The sequence below is a fragment of the Burkholderia sp. 22PA0099 genome, from assembly GCF_047497165.1.
Classification (GTDB): domain Bacteria; phylum Pseudomonadota; class Gammaproteobacteria; order Burkholderiales; family Burkholderiaceae; genus Burkholderia.
Genome location: NZ_CP163164.1, coordinates 402,135 through 415,201 on the forward strand (window position 1 = coordinate 402,135; position 13,067 = coordinate 415,201).

Consider the following 13,067-nt stretch of genomic DNA (forward strand, 5'->3'; position numbering starts at 1 on the left):
TCCTCATGATCCTTCTGCTCCTCAGTCCCCGGACAGCGCATCTCGATTATTCGGCATGGCTACACGATTGCGCTGACGAACTCATTGCCGTCGCGCCTCACGATGCCGAGGTCGCGGCCGGCTTCCACGAGATCGCCCGCGTCGAACACTACGCCGACGACGCCGAAGTCCTGGCCGCCGCGCGTTCGCTGATGCAGCGGCACACCATCCGCCGCATCGTGGCGCTCGCCGAAGTGGACATCGAACGCGCGGCCCTGCTGCGCGCCGAACTGAACCTGCCGGGCCAGAGCCCGGACAGCGCCCGCGCCTATCGCGACAAGGTGGTCATGAAGCGCCACCTGCTCGGCAGCCCGGTGCGCGTGCCGCAGTTCGCGCCGGTCGAGACCGTGGCCGATATCGTCGAATTCATGGCGCGCTGCCCCGGCACCGTGGTGCTGAAACCGCGCAGCGCATCGGGCTCCACCGGCGTCGTGCTGGTCGAGCAGCCGTCCGATCTCGAAGGCCTGGCGCTGCCGCTGGACACCGTCGCCTACGAAGCCGAAGCGTTTATCGCCGGCGATTTCTTTCATGTCGATCTGCTGAAGATCGACGGCGAACGCATCTTCGCGATTCCGTCCGCCTATACCGGCGAAGGCTGCCTCGCGCACTGGACCGATTCCGGCAGCGGCAGCTACACGCTGGCGCGCGACGATTGGCGCCACGCGGCGCTCGTGGCGGCAAGCTGGGCCGTGGTGGACGCGTTGCCGGCCACCTCGGATCTGATCGCGCACGCCGAGTTCTTCATCACGCCCGAGCGCGACATCGTGTTCTGCGAAATCGCGAGCCGCGTGGCGGGCACGCCGATCCCGACGATGCTGCAACGCTGTCTCGGGCTCGATCCGCGCGAGCTGTGGTGCCGCATCGCATGCGGCTTGCCGGTCGATCTGGCCGGCATCCGGGCCGCGCTCGACGCGTCGCCGCTGGTCGCGAACTTCGGATTGCCGCCGCGCAACGGCGTGGTACGCGGCTTGCCGGCCGACACGCTGCCGGGCATCGAGAGCCTGCAGATCCTCGTGACGCTGGGCGACGACTGGTCGGGCCAGCGCTACGAAGCGCGCAAATCGGGCGACTTCGTCGCCACCTGGCTGGTCACCGGGCAGGACGAGCCGGCGCTGCTGGCGCGCCTTTCGGATTCCTGCGCATTGATGGAATCCGCCGTGACCTGGGCGGAATCGTCATGAGCGCGCCCATCTCCGCCCGCATCCTGACCGCGCAGCAGCGGCCGACCGACGCCACCTTTCCTGCCCTGCGCCGCCCGGCCATCGTCTGGGACGACCATCGGTGGTGGCGCTATGTGGAGCACACCGAGGACTATCAGGTGCGCTACCTCGGCATCGAACGCCATGGCGAACTGGCCGCGCTCGCGCCGCTGCTGCTGGCGAGCGCGGAAACCGGCCTGCCGTTCTACGACCTGCCCAAGATGACCGGCAACGACAACGCGTTCGGCGTGCCGGACTGGCTGTCGGACGCCGAGCGGGCCACGTATCTGTCGCTGCGCCAGGCGTTGCCCGCGCTGCGCGCCGATCAATACCCATCGCTGGCGCTGGCCACGTTCGGCGCGCATCCGGGCATCGTGTTCGCCGACGGGCTGCCGCCGTCGGCCCGCGCGCAGATTCTGGCCGCGCTGCCCGGCTTGCTTCGCCAGGCTGCAACGGACCTCGGCTGCCGCAGTTGCGGCGCGCTCTATCTGTCGACGCAGGAACTGTCGGACGTCGGCAGCGCCGCCCGCGAGCAGGGCTTCCAGCCGGCGGTGGTCGGCGCGGAAACCATCCTCGATCTGCCCGAGGTGCCGTCGTTCGATGCCTACCTGAACACCTTGAACCGCAATCGCCGCCGCAACATCCAGCGCGAGCTGGCCGAGTTCGAGGCCGGCGCCTGGCAGGTGCGCGTGCACACCGGCGCCGACGCGATCACGCCGGAGCTGGTCGCGCTTCAGGCGGCGCTGCGCATCAAGCACGGCCTGCCCGGCGACGCCGAGCGGATCGGCCGCGACCTGCACCTGATCGCCGCAACGTTCGGCGACGATTGCGTCGTGATCAGCGCGCACCAGGGCGAGCACATCGACGGCTTCGCGCTGTACCTGCGTTCGCACGATCGCCTGTATGCCCGCACCGGCGGCTTTCATTTCGACGAGAACGGCCGCAGCTGCTATTTCCCCGTCGCCTATTACGAGGCGATGCGCTGGGCGATGACGCAAGGAATCCGAAGCATCTACTACGGCCTGTCCGCCTACGAGGCCAAGCGCCACCGCGGCTGCCGAATGGAGCCGCGGTGGGGCCTGTTCCGCTTTCACGGCAGCCACGCCGATGCGCTTCACGCCGCCGTCGGCCTGCAAGGTGCGAGCGAGCAACGCGCCTTGAGCAAGCTCGGCGCGACATTTGCCGACGCGCCCGTCGAGATCCCCACCCTGTGCCAGGAGGAAACGTCATGATGCGTCGCGTTCACGGCATGCTGGCGATGGTGCTGCCCGCCACCCGCAACGGCAGGATCATCGCGGCCGGCGCCACGGTGGATTCCATCGGCAGCGGCATGTTCATGGCGGCCGCCACGCTGTTCTTCGTCACCAACGTCGGGATTCCTGCCTTGTTCATCGGCACCACGCTGGCGGCCGCCAACGTGTGCGGCCTGTTGAGCCCGGTGCCGATCGGCAAGCTCGCCGACCGGTTCGGCGCGGCGCCGGTGATGATCGTCCTGCTGGTGATCCGCGCGGCCGGTTACGCGGGCTACGCGTTCGTGGCCAGCCCGGTTCCGTACCTGCTGCTGACCTGCCTGCTGACCGCGTGCGACCGTGCGGCGCCACCGCTGATGCAGGTGGTGGTCGGGCAGGTGGAAGGCCAGCACGACTACACGCGGACGATGGCGTCGATCCGGGCGATCCGCAACGTCGGCGTCACGGCCGGCTTCCTGCTGGCGAGCGTGGTGCAGGCCATGCATTCGCATGCCGCCTTCACCGCGCTGTTCCTGGTCAACAGCCTGTCGTTCCTGATCTTCGCCCGCTGCATCGCGGGCGTCGCGCGCACGGCCGGCCTGGCGGCACCCGCGCAGCGTCAGGAGGCGCCGGAGCCGGTCACGCCGCAAGCCGCAGCGCCGGCTCCGGCCGCCGCCGAATCGCCGTTCCGCAACCTCCGCTTCATGCTCGTGACGTTGAGCGAATCGTTGATGGCGCTTCACGACTCGATCCTGCTGGTGCTGATCCCGCTCTGGATCGTGCAGAAAGCGCACGCGCCGGCTTCCGTGTCGTCGCTCGTGCTGGCCGTGAACACCGTGCTCACCGTGTTGATGCAGGTGCATCTGTCCAGCTATGCCAAGGGGGTGCGCGCCTCGCTGCGGCTCTGGATCATCGCCAGCGGCCTGCTGGTCTCGGCCTGCCTGATCTTCGCGTTCGCCGAGGGCCACGCGCTGCCGGTGGTGATCGTCGGGGTCACGATTGCGTTGCTGCTGCTGACGGTCGGCGAGAACCTGCATTCGGTCGCCGGCTGGCAACTGTCGTACGAGATGGCGCCGGAGCGAAGCCGCGGGCGCTATCTGGCCATGTTCAGCCTCGGCGACACGATCCAGCGCATCGTCGGGCCGATCCTGATGACCGGCGTGGTATTGACGGCCGGCACCTGGGGCTGGGCGCTCCTGATCGGCCTGTTCCTGCTGGCCGGCCTGATCACGCGCCTGGCCGTGCCGGTCGACCGGCTCGACCCGCGCCCCTCACCCGCCGCGTCGGCCGGCACCGTCAATCTCGAGAAGTCGACGTCGTGACGCACCCTGGCCCGGCTGCTTCGGCCGCCAACTTCGTTATCCGAATCATCGTTCTATTGGACACAGAAAATGGAAACCATCGATTACGCTTTCAATCTCGACTTCGTCAAGCGGCTCGGCACGGCGTGGCCCCGGCGCGCCACCGTTCGCTCGGATTTCTTCGAACAACTGGCGAATGCCCCGCTCGATTCGACCGCACCCGACTACCCGGCCTACATGGTGCCGTTCTGGGATCACCCGACGTTTGCCTCGGTATCCGACAAGACGCGCGAAGCCGTGTTGGCCTGGGCGTGGATCGTCTATAACCGCCGCACCATCGCGGCGGAAGAGCGCGTGGCCAACCCGGCGTTCGCGCTGCTGGTGGCCGGCCGCTTTCCGTGCGGCTCCGAGCCGGAAGTGCAGCAGCAGATCCAGCATTCGCTGATCGACGAGCATTTCCATTCGCTGATGCACATGATGGCGATCGAGCGCACCAGGAAAATGCGCGGCATCGACTACGAAATCCAATTCCCGGATTCGGTGACCTACCGCGCGCTGCAACGCCTGCAGGCGCAGACGCAGGACCCCTGGGAACGCGATCTGCAAGTGCTGGTGTTCGCGATCGTGTCCGAAATCAGCATCAACGCCTATCTGGAACTGATGGCGCGCGATTCGACCATCCAACCGTTCCACAGCCTGATCACCACGCTGCACAATCGCGACGAATATGCCCACGCCGCGCTGCTGGCCGAAATCTCCAAGCCGCTTTACGGAGAACTGAACGAGGCGCAGCGTGCGTCGTTCCGCAGCTACCTGCCGGTGGCGCTCGATGCGTTCTGGGCGCAGGACTATTCGGCATGGGAGTGCATCCTGCGACATCTGCAGGTGCCGCATTACGCGGAGATGCTCGAAGATTGCAAACGCGACGCCAGCAAGTCGAAGCTGTCGCGCGATTATTCGGGGCTGGAGAAACTGGTTACGGAACTGGGCATCAAGGAGGAACTGAATTTCCAGTTCGCCGCCTGAGCGCTCACCCACCAAGCGGGCCGGCTCGGGGTCGGGCCGCTTGGCGGCCTACCCTCGCCGCTTCAGCGTCTGCGACGGCGTTTCGCCAAACAGCGCCTTGTACTCGGCCGAGAACCGGCCCAGGTGCGTGAAGCCCCAGGCGAGCGCCACGGTCGACACGTTGCGTGCCGAACCGTCGCTCACCAGGTCGCGGCGCACGCCCTCCAGCCGATAGCGCTTCAGACAGGCCATCGGCCCCTGCCCGACGTGCTGCCGGAAGCTGGCGAACAGTTTCTGGCGCGACACGCCGGCGGCCCGCTCGATGTCTTCCAGCGTCACGTCTTCCCGGGCGTGCGCCTGGATGAACTGGCGCGCCAGATGCACGTAACGCGGCACGGTCGGACGCAGCACGTCGGCAAGTTCGGTGGAATAGTTGTGCGGCTGCGCGATCAGCAGGCCCTTCAGCAAGGCCTGTTCGAGGTCGCCCGCCATCTGAAGATGGTTGAGCACGCCGCCCGAGCGCTCCATTTCGTCGGTCAGGAAGCGCACCATGCGCCACCAGGCGCCCGGCTCGCCTGCCGCCGCGCTCATCTCCGGCTCGAACGTGATCGCGTCGGCGAACGGCCGCTTCAACAGGCCTTCCAGCACCTGCCGCAACGCCGAGCGCGGCACCGACATGATGATCTTCCGGCAATTGCCGTCGATCGATAGCGCCTGCGTTTCATGCGGCGAGAGGATCACGCCTCGATCGGCATCCGACAGCCAGGTGCGCCCGCGCGCCGCGAGCTCCTGCTGGCCGGTCAGCGGCAGGCTGATGCTGTAGCAGTTCAGTGGTGCGCCGTCCTCGACGGAAATCGTCACGTCGGTGCCGTATTCGACATAGCCGAGCGTGCTCGCCATGGAGCGCAGCACGGTGCCCGAGTGATTGAACTGGACACGGTTGGGACGGCTCACCTGCAGCCCGTGCGGGCCGCAGATATGCGCCATCCAATCGTGCGCGCCCTCGAAGTCGTGCCGCGTGGCATGGATGCCGTGACCATCGATGGCGAGAGGGGGAGCCATGGCGTCGTCTGTCGTTCGTCCGATCCTGGCATGGTAGCCGAAACTTGCGGCCGGAAATAAATGCGCTTCGGCGGGCCGGTCAGGCTGCCTGATGCACACTCCCGCTTTCCACGAACTTCTCGAAGTGGAGCCGGACATCGACGATGCCGGCATCGTGAAGCCAGCCGCGAATCGCCTCGACCATCGGTGGCGGCCCGCACAGATACATGTCGAACGGCGCCGCCATCAGCGATGCACGCGGCAGATGCTCGGGAATCAGGCCCGTCTTGCCCTGCCACTCGGGCGACGGCTTCATGACGACGATTTCATACGAAAACTGCGGAATGCTTGCCGCATAGGCCTTGATCCGCTCGATTTCGCACAGGTCGCGCGTGTGCGTAACGCCGTAATAGAGCCGGACCGGCTGGCCTCCCGCACCGTTCGCGGCCAATTCGTCGAGCATGCCGAGAAACGCCGACAAGCCGGTGCCGCCGGCCACCATCACGATCGGCCGCTCGATATGACGCAGGTAGAACGCCCCGAACGGCGCCTCGAATTCGATCGTCTGCCCCGCCTCGCAACGCTCGCGGATATACCGGCTCATCACGCCGTCGGGCAGCAGCCGGATCAGGAACTGCAACCGGTTGGTGTCGTTCGGGCAATGCGCGAACGAATAGGCGCGCCACGCATCCGTGCCCGGAACGTTCAGGCGTGCATATTGACCCGGAAGAAAATCGAGCCGGCGTTGATGGGCGCTGGCGTCGATCTGCAGGATGGCGGTTGTCTCCGACACCTGACGCACCCCCACGACACGCCCGCTCAACCGTTCGGTGCCGGCCGCGCTGCACAGAGCAGAATCGAAATCGTAGCTGAACGACGCATCCGACTGCACGCGCGTCTGGCACGACAGCATCTTGCGCTGCGCCAGATCGTCGGCGGTCAGCGCCTCCTCGTCCACGTAGTCCTGTGTATAAAGCCCCGAATCGCAGCGCCCCTGGCAGGTACCGCACACGCCCTCGCGGCAATCGAGCGGAATCTGGATGCCGTTGCGCAGCGCGGCATCCAGCAGGATTTCGTCGGGACGCACGTCGAAGAACACCGTCTTTCCGTCGGCAAAATTGAAGGCCACCTTATGACTCATCGCGCGCCCCTCCGTTTACAGATGATAGAAATCGAGCACCGCGTTGATGGTGTCGTTGAGCAGCAACACATGCTTGCGCATGATCTTCCAGCTCTCGCCATCGGGCCGCAGCCGGTAGGTCGCGCGACCGAAGAAATGCTCCGCGACGCCGTGGCGCGCATAGAACGTCGCCCAGTTCGCCTTCACCTCGATCTCGCCGGCGGCGCCGCCTTCGGCCGGCGCAATGCGCACATTGGTGATCTGATGCATGGTGCGCGGCATCGGCGTGCAGGCCGCCGACTTGCCGGTACGCACACGGAATACCCGGTCTTCCAGGCCACCGCGATTGGCGTAATAGACGAGCGACATGCCGCGCTTCGGATCGGTCGTGTATTCGTGCTCGGAATCCCATTGCGGCACGTGGAATTCGCTGTTCTCGTCGAACAGCTCGACGTAATCGTCCCATTGCTGCAGATCGCACAGCTCGGACTTGCGATACAGGAATTGCTCGACGGAATACTGGATGGCCGGGTTCGACATGGTTCAGGCCTCCTGACGATCGGCGCTCATCACGTCGAGGCGCTTGAGCAGGGCGTCGCGCCAGGCGCCATGCTGATTGACGTACAAGCCTTCGTGCGTCAATTCGGTGCCGGTCAGCGCCGGCGCGATACCGAGCAGTTCGGCGTTGACCGTCGTGCCCGCCACCCACTTCCGGTGGCCTCGCGAGATGTCGCTCCAGCGCTCCAGGCGCGCCTGGAACCCGCGCTGCTGCTCGCGGAACTCCACGAGGTCGTCGGGCGTGCCCATGCCCGACACGTTGAAGAAATCCTCGAACTGCCGGATGCGATTTTCGCGATCCTGGTCCGATTCACCCTTCACGCCGATGCACTGGCTGATCACCTCCGTCTTGTTCCAGCTGATCGGACGCACGATGCGCAATTGCGAGCTGATCTGATCCATGAAAAACAGGCTCGGATAGATGTTCAGGTTGCGCAGGCGGTGCATCATCCACTCTGCCTTCTTCTGGCCGTGCGTTTTCACGAGGCGCGGCATCACGCTCGCATAGCCGGGGCGCACAGCAGGATTCGGCATGTCGCTGAACAGCAGCGCGTGGCCGTTTCGGAATGCGAACCAGCCATCGTCGGTTTCGGTATCGCCCGCGCCGAGCTTGCTGTAGTCGAGCGTCGCGCTGCTGCCGGCGCCCTTCTTGAGGTTTTCTTCCTGACGGTGCTGGACCGTCGCCACGTAGTTGTAATGCACGGTGCTGACGTGATAGCCGTCGAGACCGTTCTCGTTCTGCAGCTTCCAGTTGCCGTCGAACGTGTAGGTGGACTTGCCGGGCAGCACTTCGAGTTCTCCGGTCGGCGATTGCGCCACCATCATGTCGAGGAACACGCGGGCGTCGCCAAGATAATCTTCCAGCGTATCGGTGCCTTGCGCATCGAGGCTGACGAACACGAAGCCCTTGTAGCTCGCGATACGCGCCTTCTTGAGGCCGCGCCCGGCCTTGTCGAAATCATCACCGTACTCGCTCGGCGCCTTGATCTTGACGAGGCGGCCGTCGCTCTTGTAGCACCACGCATGGAACGGGCATGTGAAGGTGGATTGGTTGCCCTTGCTCATGCGCGTGAGCGTGGCGCCCCGATGCTGACAGGCGTTGATCATCGCGTGCAGCGCGCCGTTGCCGTCGCGCGAGACGATCAGCGGCTGGCGACCCGCGCGTATCGTGATGAAATCGTTGGGCTTCGAAATCTCGCTTTCATGGCAAGCGTAGATCCAGTTTTTCTCGAAGATCAGCTCCATCTCGAGATTGAACAGATCCGGCTCGGTGAACATATCGCGTGCAATACGATAGATGCCGTCGTCCGGACGAAAGTCGATGCAGCCGTTGACGAAATTTCGCCAGCGGACCGGGTTCATTTCAGCGTTCACGATCGCATCTCCAATGGCATCTCGGGCCGGGTTGCGGGATTCGGGTGGGGGTGAGATGCATTAGAAACCGGACTATTTTCTGCGGCTATCCGCTTGGTGAGGGAATGCTATCCGGTTAGTTTGGAAGGAGCGGGAAATCGACACGTTTGGCGGACGTCTCCGGCACCGCCGCTCGCCGCAATCCGCCCCTTTTGGCGCTCGCTCAGGCTCCGGCCTTCACGCTCATGCCGCCATCGGCCATCACGACCGATCCGACCATGAAGCTGGCTCGCCCGGAGGCAAGGAACAACACCACCTCCGCGATTTCCTCGGGATGCGCCGCCCGTCCGATCGGCGCACGTGCCCCGTGAGCCGCCAACGCTGCGGCGCCGTTGCCGTCGGGCGCAACGCGATCGAGGATGTGGGTGAGGACATCGCCGGAGCCGACCGCATTGACCCGGATGCCGTGCTCGATCGCCTCCAGCGCAAGCGTTCGCGTCAACTGCGCAAGCGCCCCTTTCGAGGCGGTGTAGGCGGCAATCGTCGGGAATGCGAAATACGACGCATACGACGCCACGTTGACGTTCATGATCCGCGCCTAGTCGTCGCGCGACATGTCCACCACGAGCTTGTTGATGATGATGCCGGCATTGTTGACGAGCAGATCCAGCCGGGAAAACCGTTCAACGGCAAGTGCCACCGCTTTTTCCGCGCTGCCGTCGGCGGAGATATCGGCGACCAGCGGCACGACATGCGGCCCGGCCAGCGCTTCGACGGCGGGATCGATATCCTCGGCCACCACGTAGGCGCCGCGCGCCACGAGCAGCTCGGTGATGGCGCGCTTGCACCAGGCGCGCCTGTTGATGATTCGCACCGGCTTGACGGCCGCCGCCGCGTCCGCCACGGTCGGCTACGAAAGCCCTTCGCAATTCAGCCGGGAATTCAAGCGGGAATTCGGTCGATCGCCGACAGAAGAAGTCGGCCATATGAAGGCGGCATTCGGTTGGTCCGCATCGACGCTCGACGCCGATCCTCAGTGATCGATTGTCGATAGGTTCCGAGCAGCGATCGGCGCACCGTTCGCAGCCGAACGCCGCGCGGAATCGAACCGCGATGCTTCGCTCAGGCAAACACGAAATACTTCCGCACCGTCTCCACCACCTCCCACGTGCCCTTCATGCCCGGCTCGATCACGAACACGTCGCCGCCCTTCAAATGCACGGGCGCCTCGCCTTCCGGCGTGATGATGCAATAGCCTTCGAGGAAGTGGCAGAACTCCCACTTCTCGTAGTTCACTTCGAACTTGCCCGGCGTGCAGATCCACGTGCCCATGATCTTGCTGCCGTCCTTGGAGAGATACGCGTTGAGATTCACGGTGTGCGGATCGCCGCCGATGCGCTTCCACTTCGTGGCGTCGACAACGGGAACAGGGCAGGTTTCGCGCAAAACGGTGATGAAGTCGGACATGTCGATTCCAGACGGTCGGATGAGAAGGCGTTCACGTTATTCCAAAAGCCCGGCCCGGGCTAGTACGCTTGCGACACCGTTCCATCCAATTTCGACATCGCGCCGCCGGGACCGGCACATCGCCTTCCGGGCCGCCCATCCAACGAACCATCAATCCGGCGTATTCAGACCGTCCACGTCAGTCCGGGCATAGCGGCGCGGAGAACAGCCCACCACCCGCTTGAATGCCGTATTGAACGCATTCTCCGATTCGTAGCCGAGCGCGGCCGCGATCTGTCCAAGCGTCTCGCGGCTGTTCAGCAGCTTGTCTTTCGCCAACCGCATGCGCCAATGCGTCAGATAGGCAATCGGCGTTTCGCCGACCCGCTCCCGAAATCGCTGCGCGAAAACGGATCGCGACAGGCCTGCATGGTCGGCCAACTCGGCAAGGGTCCAGCGATGCGCCGCATCAAGATGCATCGCTTCGATCGCCTTGCCGACGTGCGGATCGGCAAGCGCATACAAAATGCCGACCCGTTCGGTCGCCTGCCGAGACAGATGCAATCGGAAAGCCTGCAGCAATATGAAATGCGCCAGATGACGCGCCGCAAGCGCGCCACCCAGCCTTCCCGGTTGCATCTCGATCATCATGTGTTGAATGCACCAGTGCATGGCGGCACGATCTTCGGCCTGATGCAGATGAATCAACGGCGGCAACGCGCCGAGCAGACTTCCGGCTTCGCGCGCATCGACTTCGAAGCGCGTGCCGACAAACGCGAAACCGCCGCCGCCGTTGTGAACGAGGACATCACCCGGTTGTATGCCGGCCAACACGTCTCGCGCCTGCACCGGATGCAGGGCGAGATCGCTGGCCAGCGTGAAGGGCAACCCGGCCGGCAGGATGATGCAGTCGCCTTCCGTCAGCCGGACCGCGTGGTCGATACCGTCCATCGCCAGCCAGCATGCTCCGGCTATCACCGCATGACACTTGATCGTACCGGGCCGGCTGCCGAAACGGATGGCCCATGCGCCGCCTGCATCGACGCCGGCGGTCAGAAAGCTTTCGGGCTTGAGAATGGAGAGGATTTCGGAGAGTGGGTCCACGGTGCTCGGACGATTGCGAAGAAATCAGCGACGATGGACTATAGCTCGACGATTGCACGGCAGGTAGGCTTCCATTTTCATTGGAGGCGCCATGATCGTTGTCACTACCCCCACCGGAAATATCGGCCGTCACGTCGTTCGGCACCTGCTCGACGCCCATGCGGCATTGCGCCTGATCGTGCGCGACGCCAACACGCTGCCACCGGCTGTTCGCGAACGCGTCGATATCGTCGAAGGTTCTCACGGCGACGCCACGATCGTCGATCGGGCATTGCGCGGGGCCGATGCGGTTTTCTGGCTGTGTCCACCCACGCCATCGGCAACACCGGATGCCGCCACGGTCGACTTCGCCCGGCCGGCGGCAGACGCAATACGTCGGCATGGCATCGCGCATGTCGTGGCCGTCACCACGCTGGGGCGTGGCACGCAGTGGCAAGATCGCGCGGGGACCGTCACCGGCTCGATCCGGATGGTCGATCTGATGCGGCAGACCGGGGCATCGGTTCGCGGGCTCGCCTTGCCGGCATTCATGGACAACGCGCTGCGGCAGATCGAAGCCATCCGTCACGGCAAGATGGTCGGGCCGATCGACCCGCACCGGAAGCTGCCCCACACCGCGACGCTCGATTCCGGCCTCGCCGCCGCCGGCCTGCTGCTCGATCGCTCGTGGTCGGGCCAAGAGGACATTGCCGTGCTCGGTCCGGAAGAACTGTCGTATAGCGAACTTGCGGCGATCGTCTCGGAGACGATCGGGAAACCGGTGCAATACGAACATCAGTCCTACGAAGCATACAAGCAGGCTTGCATCGGTCGCGGTTTCACCGAGGCGTTCGCACAAGGCTTCGTCGACATGCTGCGCGCCAAGGAAGAAGGCATGGACAACGCGGCGTCGCGCGACACCGCGATCATCGGGCGGACAAGCTTCCGCCAATGGGCCGAGGAGGTGTTGAAACCGGCTATTTTCGATGGACAAAAAAATGCCGGGGGACCGAACAATCGATCCACCGGCTAACACCTTAGATAAGGTACGAGGCTCAAAGCAGTTGACCTCGATGTGCTAATCGTACGCGGAATACGGCGGCAATTGTGGCGTGACTGTGAGGATATGTGGCAGAAGTTTGTGCTATGTCTGAACCACCGCGCAACCGCTCCCGCAACGCCTCACTCGCCTGCCGCCACGCGCGCCGGCAACGCCAGCCATTCGCCCGGCCGGTCGAGGCTCGCCAGGAACGCATCGAGCGCCGCGCGCGACAGTGCGACGCTCGCCGTGTTCTCCAGCGGATGAAACAGGAAAACGGGTTCGCCTTCGAGGTCGGTATCGAGAATCAGGCGCACGCGCCGCGCATGGTCGTTGACCAGCGCGAGCGGGCTCAGCGAGCCGGTGCGAATGCCGAGCAGTTCGAACAAGCGGTCGCCGGACGCGAACGACAGCCGCTTGCTGCCGATCGCCTCGGCCACCGCCCCCAGCTCGAGCGCCTTGTTCGACGTGGTGACCACCAGGAAAACCTGGCCCTTCTTGTCCTGCAGCAGCAGGTTCTTGCAGCGTGCGCCGTCGAGCATCAGCGTCAACAGGCCCGATTCGGCCATGTTGAGCACGGCGTCATGCTGCTCGTACGCAAACGGGATGCCGCGTTGCGCCAGCCACGTCAATACTTCGTCTTTTCCCAACATG

At 64.8% G+C, this 13,067-nt stretch carries 12 protein-coding genes and 2 pseudogenes; 6 read left to right on the forward strand and 8 right to left on the reverse strand.

Going from position 1 to position 13,067, the window contains the following annotated elements:
- Positions 1 to 5: 5 nt before the first annotated feature.
- The 4 genes from AB4851_RS01805 to AB4851_RS01820 all read left to right on the forward strand — a co-directional run bounded on the left by AB4851_RS01805 (position 6) and on the right by AB4851_RS01820 (position 4,794).
- The gene (locus tag AB4851_RS01805; RefSeq protein WP_414448182.1) at positions 6 to 1,220 is read left to right on the forward strand and encodes an ATP-grasp domain-containing protein; all 1,215 of its coding nucleotides are present in this window, start codon (positions 6 to 8) and stop codon (positions 1,218 to 1,220) included.
- Positions 1,217 to 2,470 (forward strand): GNAT family N-acetyltransferase, encoded by a 1,254-nt coding sequence (locus AB4851_RS01810; protein WP_414448183.1) that lies wholly within the window; start codon positions 1,217 to 1,219, stop codon positions 2,468 to 2,470. The genes AB4851_RS01805 and AB4851_RS01810 overlap by 4 nt, the downstream gene beginning before the upstream one ends.
- Positions 2,467 to 3,789 (forward strand): MFS transporter, encoded by a 1,323-nt coding sequence (locus tag AB4851_RS01815; RefSeq protein WP_414448184.1) that lies wholly within the window; start codon positions 2,467 to 2,469, stop codon positions 3,787 to 3,789. The genes AB4851_RS01810 and AB4851_RS01815 overlap by 4 nt, the downstream gene beginning before the upstream one ends.
- 69 nt (positions 3,790 to 3,858) lie before the next feature.
- The gene (locus AB4851_RS01820) at positions 3,859 to 4,794 is read left to right on the forward strand and encodes a diiron oxygenase (protein ID WP_414448185.1); all 936 of its coding nucleotides are present in this window, start codon (positions 3,859 to 3,861) and stop codon (positions 4,792 to 4,794) included.
- A 48-nt stretch (positions 4,795 to 4,842) separates the two neighbouring features.
- On the opposite strand, the gene AB4851_RS01825 is transcribed toward AB4851_RS01820, so the two are convergent.
- From AB4851_RS01825 to AB4851_RS01845, 5 genes and pseudogenes are all read right to left on the reverse strand, one after another.
- A complete protein-coding gene (locus AB4851_RS01825; protein ID WP_414448186.1) occupies positions 4,843 to 5,835 on the reverse strand; it encodes an AraC family transcriptional regulator in 993 nt (330 codons plus the stop codon).
- A 79-nt stretch (positions 5,836 to 5,914) separates the two neighbouring features.
- The gene (antC, locus tag AB4851_RS01830) at positions 5,915 to 6,955 is read right to left on the reverse strand and encodes an anthranilate 1,2-dioxygenase electron transfer component AntC (protein ID WP_414448187.1); all 1,041 of its coding nucleotides are present in this window, start codon (positions 6,953 to 6,955) and stop codon (positions 5,915 to 5,917) included.
- Positions 6,956 to 6,970: 15 nt separating this feature from the next.
- Entirely contained in the window at positions 6,971 to 7,474 is a 504-nt protein-coding gene (antB, locus tag AB4851_RS01835; RefSeq protein WP_414448188.1) for an anthranilate 1,2-dioxygenase small subunit, read from the reverse strand.
- A 3-nt stretch (positions 7,475 to 7,477) separates the two neighbouring features.
- On the reverse strand, positions 7,478 to 8,854 hold the full coding sequence (gene antA, locus AB4851_RS01840) for an anthranilate 1,2-dioxygenase large subunit (RefSeq protein ID WP_414449215.1): 1,377 nt from the start codon (positions 8,852 to 8,854) through the stop codon (positions 7,478 to 7,480).
- Positions 8,855 to 9,068: 214 nt separating this feature from the next.
- A pseudogene (locus tag AB4851_RS01845) lies at positions 9,069 to 9,719 on the reverse strand (SDR family NAD(P)-dependent oxidoreductase).
- Here AB4851_RS01845 and AB4851_RS01850 point away from each other — a divergent pair.
- Positions 9,685 to 9,885: pseudogene (locus AB4851_RS01850) on the forward strand (helix-turn-helix domain-containing protein); the annotation flags it as partial. The pseudogenes AB4851_RS01845 and AB4851_RS01850 sit on opposite strands and share 35 nt — an antisense overlap.
- 82 nt (positions 9,886 to 9,967) lie before the next feature.
- On the opposite strand, the gene AB4851_RS01855 reads toward AB4851_RS01850, so the two are convergent.
- Together AB4851_RS01855 and AB4851_RS01860 are read right to left on the reverse strand one after the other, a co-directional pair.
- Positions 9,968 to 10,312 carry a cupin domain-containing protein gene (locus AB4851_RS01855; protein WP_414441260.1) on the reverse strand — a complete coding sequence of 115 codons (345 nt, stop codon included), beginning with the start codon at positions 10,310 to 10,312 and terminating at the stop codon, positions 9,968 to 9,970.
- Between the two features lie 150 nt (positions 10,313 to 10,462).
- Positions 10,463 to 11,395, reverse strand: coding sequence for an AraC family transcriptional regulator (locus AB4851_RS01860; RefSeq protein ID WP_414448189.1), 933 nt, complete (start codon positions 11,393 to 11,395; stop codon positions 10,463 to 10,465).
- A 91-nt stretch (positions 11,396 to 11,486) separates the two neighbouring features.
- Here AB4851_RS01860 and AB4851_RS01865 point away from each other — a divergent pair, with 91 nt between their 5' ends.
- Positions 11,487 to 12,407 carry an NAD(P)H-binding protein gene (locus tag AB4851_RS01865; protein ID WP_414448190.1) on the forward strand — a complete coding sequence of 307 codons (921 nt, stop codon included), beginning with the start codon at positions 11,487 to 11,489 and terminating at the stop codon, positions 12,405 to 12,407.
- A gap of 149 nt (positions 12,408 to 12,556) precedes the next feature.
- Here the strand turns inward: AB4851_RS01865 and AB4851_RS01870 are convergent, their stop codons facing one another.
- On the reverse strand, positions 12,557 to 13,066 hold the full coding sequence (locus AB4851_RS01870) for a prolyl-tRNA synthetase associated domain-containing protein (RefSeq protein WP_414448191.1): 510 nt from the start codon (positions 13,064 to 13,066) through the stop codon (positions 12,557 to 12,559).
- Position 13,067: the final 1 nt, after the last annotated feature.

Bases quoted from the DNA above. Each gene is read 5' to 3' on its own strand.
- AB4851_RS01805 (WP_414448182.1), top strand. From the start codon at position 6: ATGATCCTTCTGCTCCTCAGTCCCCGGACAGCGCATCTCGATTATTCG.
- AB4851_RS01810 (WP_414448183.1), top strand. From the start codon at position 1,217: ATGAGCGCGCCCATCTCCGCCCGCATCCTGACCGCGCAGCAGCGGCCG.
- AB4851_RS01815 (WP_414448184.1), top strand. From the start codon at position 2,467: ATGATGCGTCGCGTTCACGGCATGCTGGCGATGGTGCTGCCCGCCACC.
- AB4851_RS01820 (WP_414448185.1), top strand. From the start codon at position 3,859: ATGGAAACCATCGATTACGCTTTCAATCTCGACTTCGTCAAGCGGCTC.
- AB4851_RS01825 (WP_414448186.1), bottom strand. From the start codon at position 5,835: ATGGCTCCCCCTCTCGCCATCGATGGTCACGGCATCCATGCCACGCGG.
- antC (WP_414448187.1), bottom strand. From the start codon at position 6,955: ATGAGTCATAAGGTGGCCTTCAATTTTGCCGACGGAAAGACGGTGTTC.
- antB (WP_414448188.1), bottom strand. From the start codon at position 7,474: ATGTCGAACCCGGCCATCCAGTATTCCGTCGAGCAATTCCTGTATCGC.
- antA (WP_414449215.1), bottom strand. From the start codon at position 8,854: ATGAACCCGGTCCGCTGGCGAAATTTCGTCAACGGCTGCATCGACTTT.
- AB4851_RS01855 (WP_414441260.1), bottom strand. From the start codon at position 10,312: ATGTCCGACTTCATCACCGTTTTGCGCGAAACCTGCCCTGTTCCCGTT.
- AB4851_RS01865 (WP_414448190.1), top strand. From the start codon at position 11,487: ATGATCGTTGTCACTACCCCCACCGGAAATATCGGCCGTCACGTCGTT.
- AB4851_RS01870 (WP_414448191.1), bottom strand. From the start codon at position 13,066: ATGTTGGGAAAAGACGAAGTATTGACGTGGCTGGCGCAACGCGGCATC.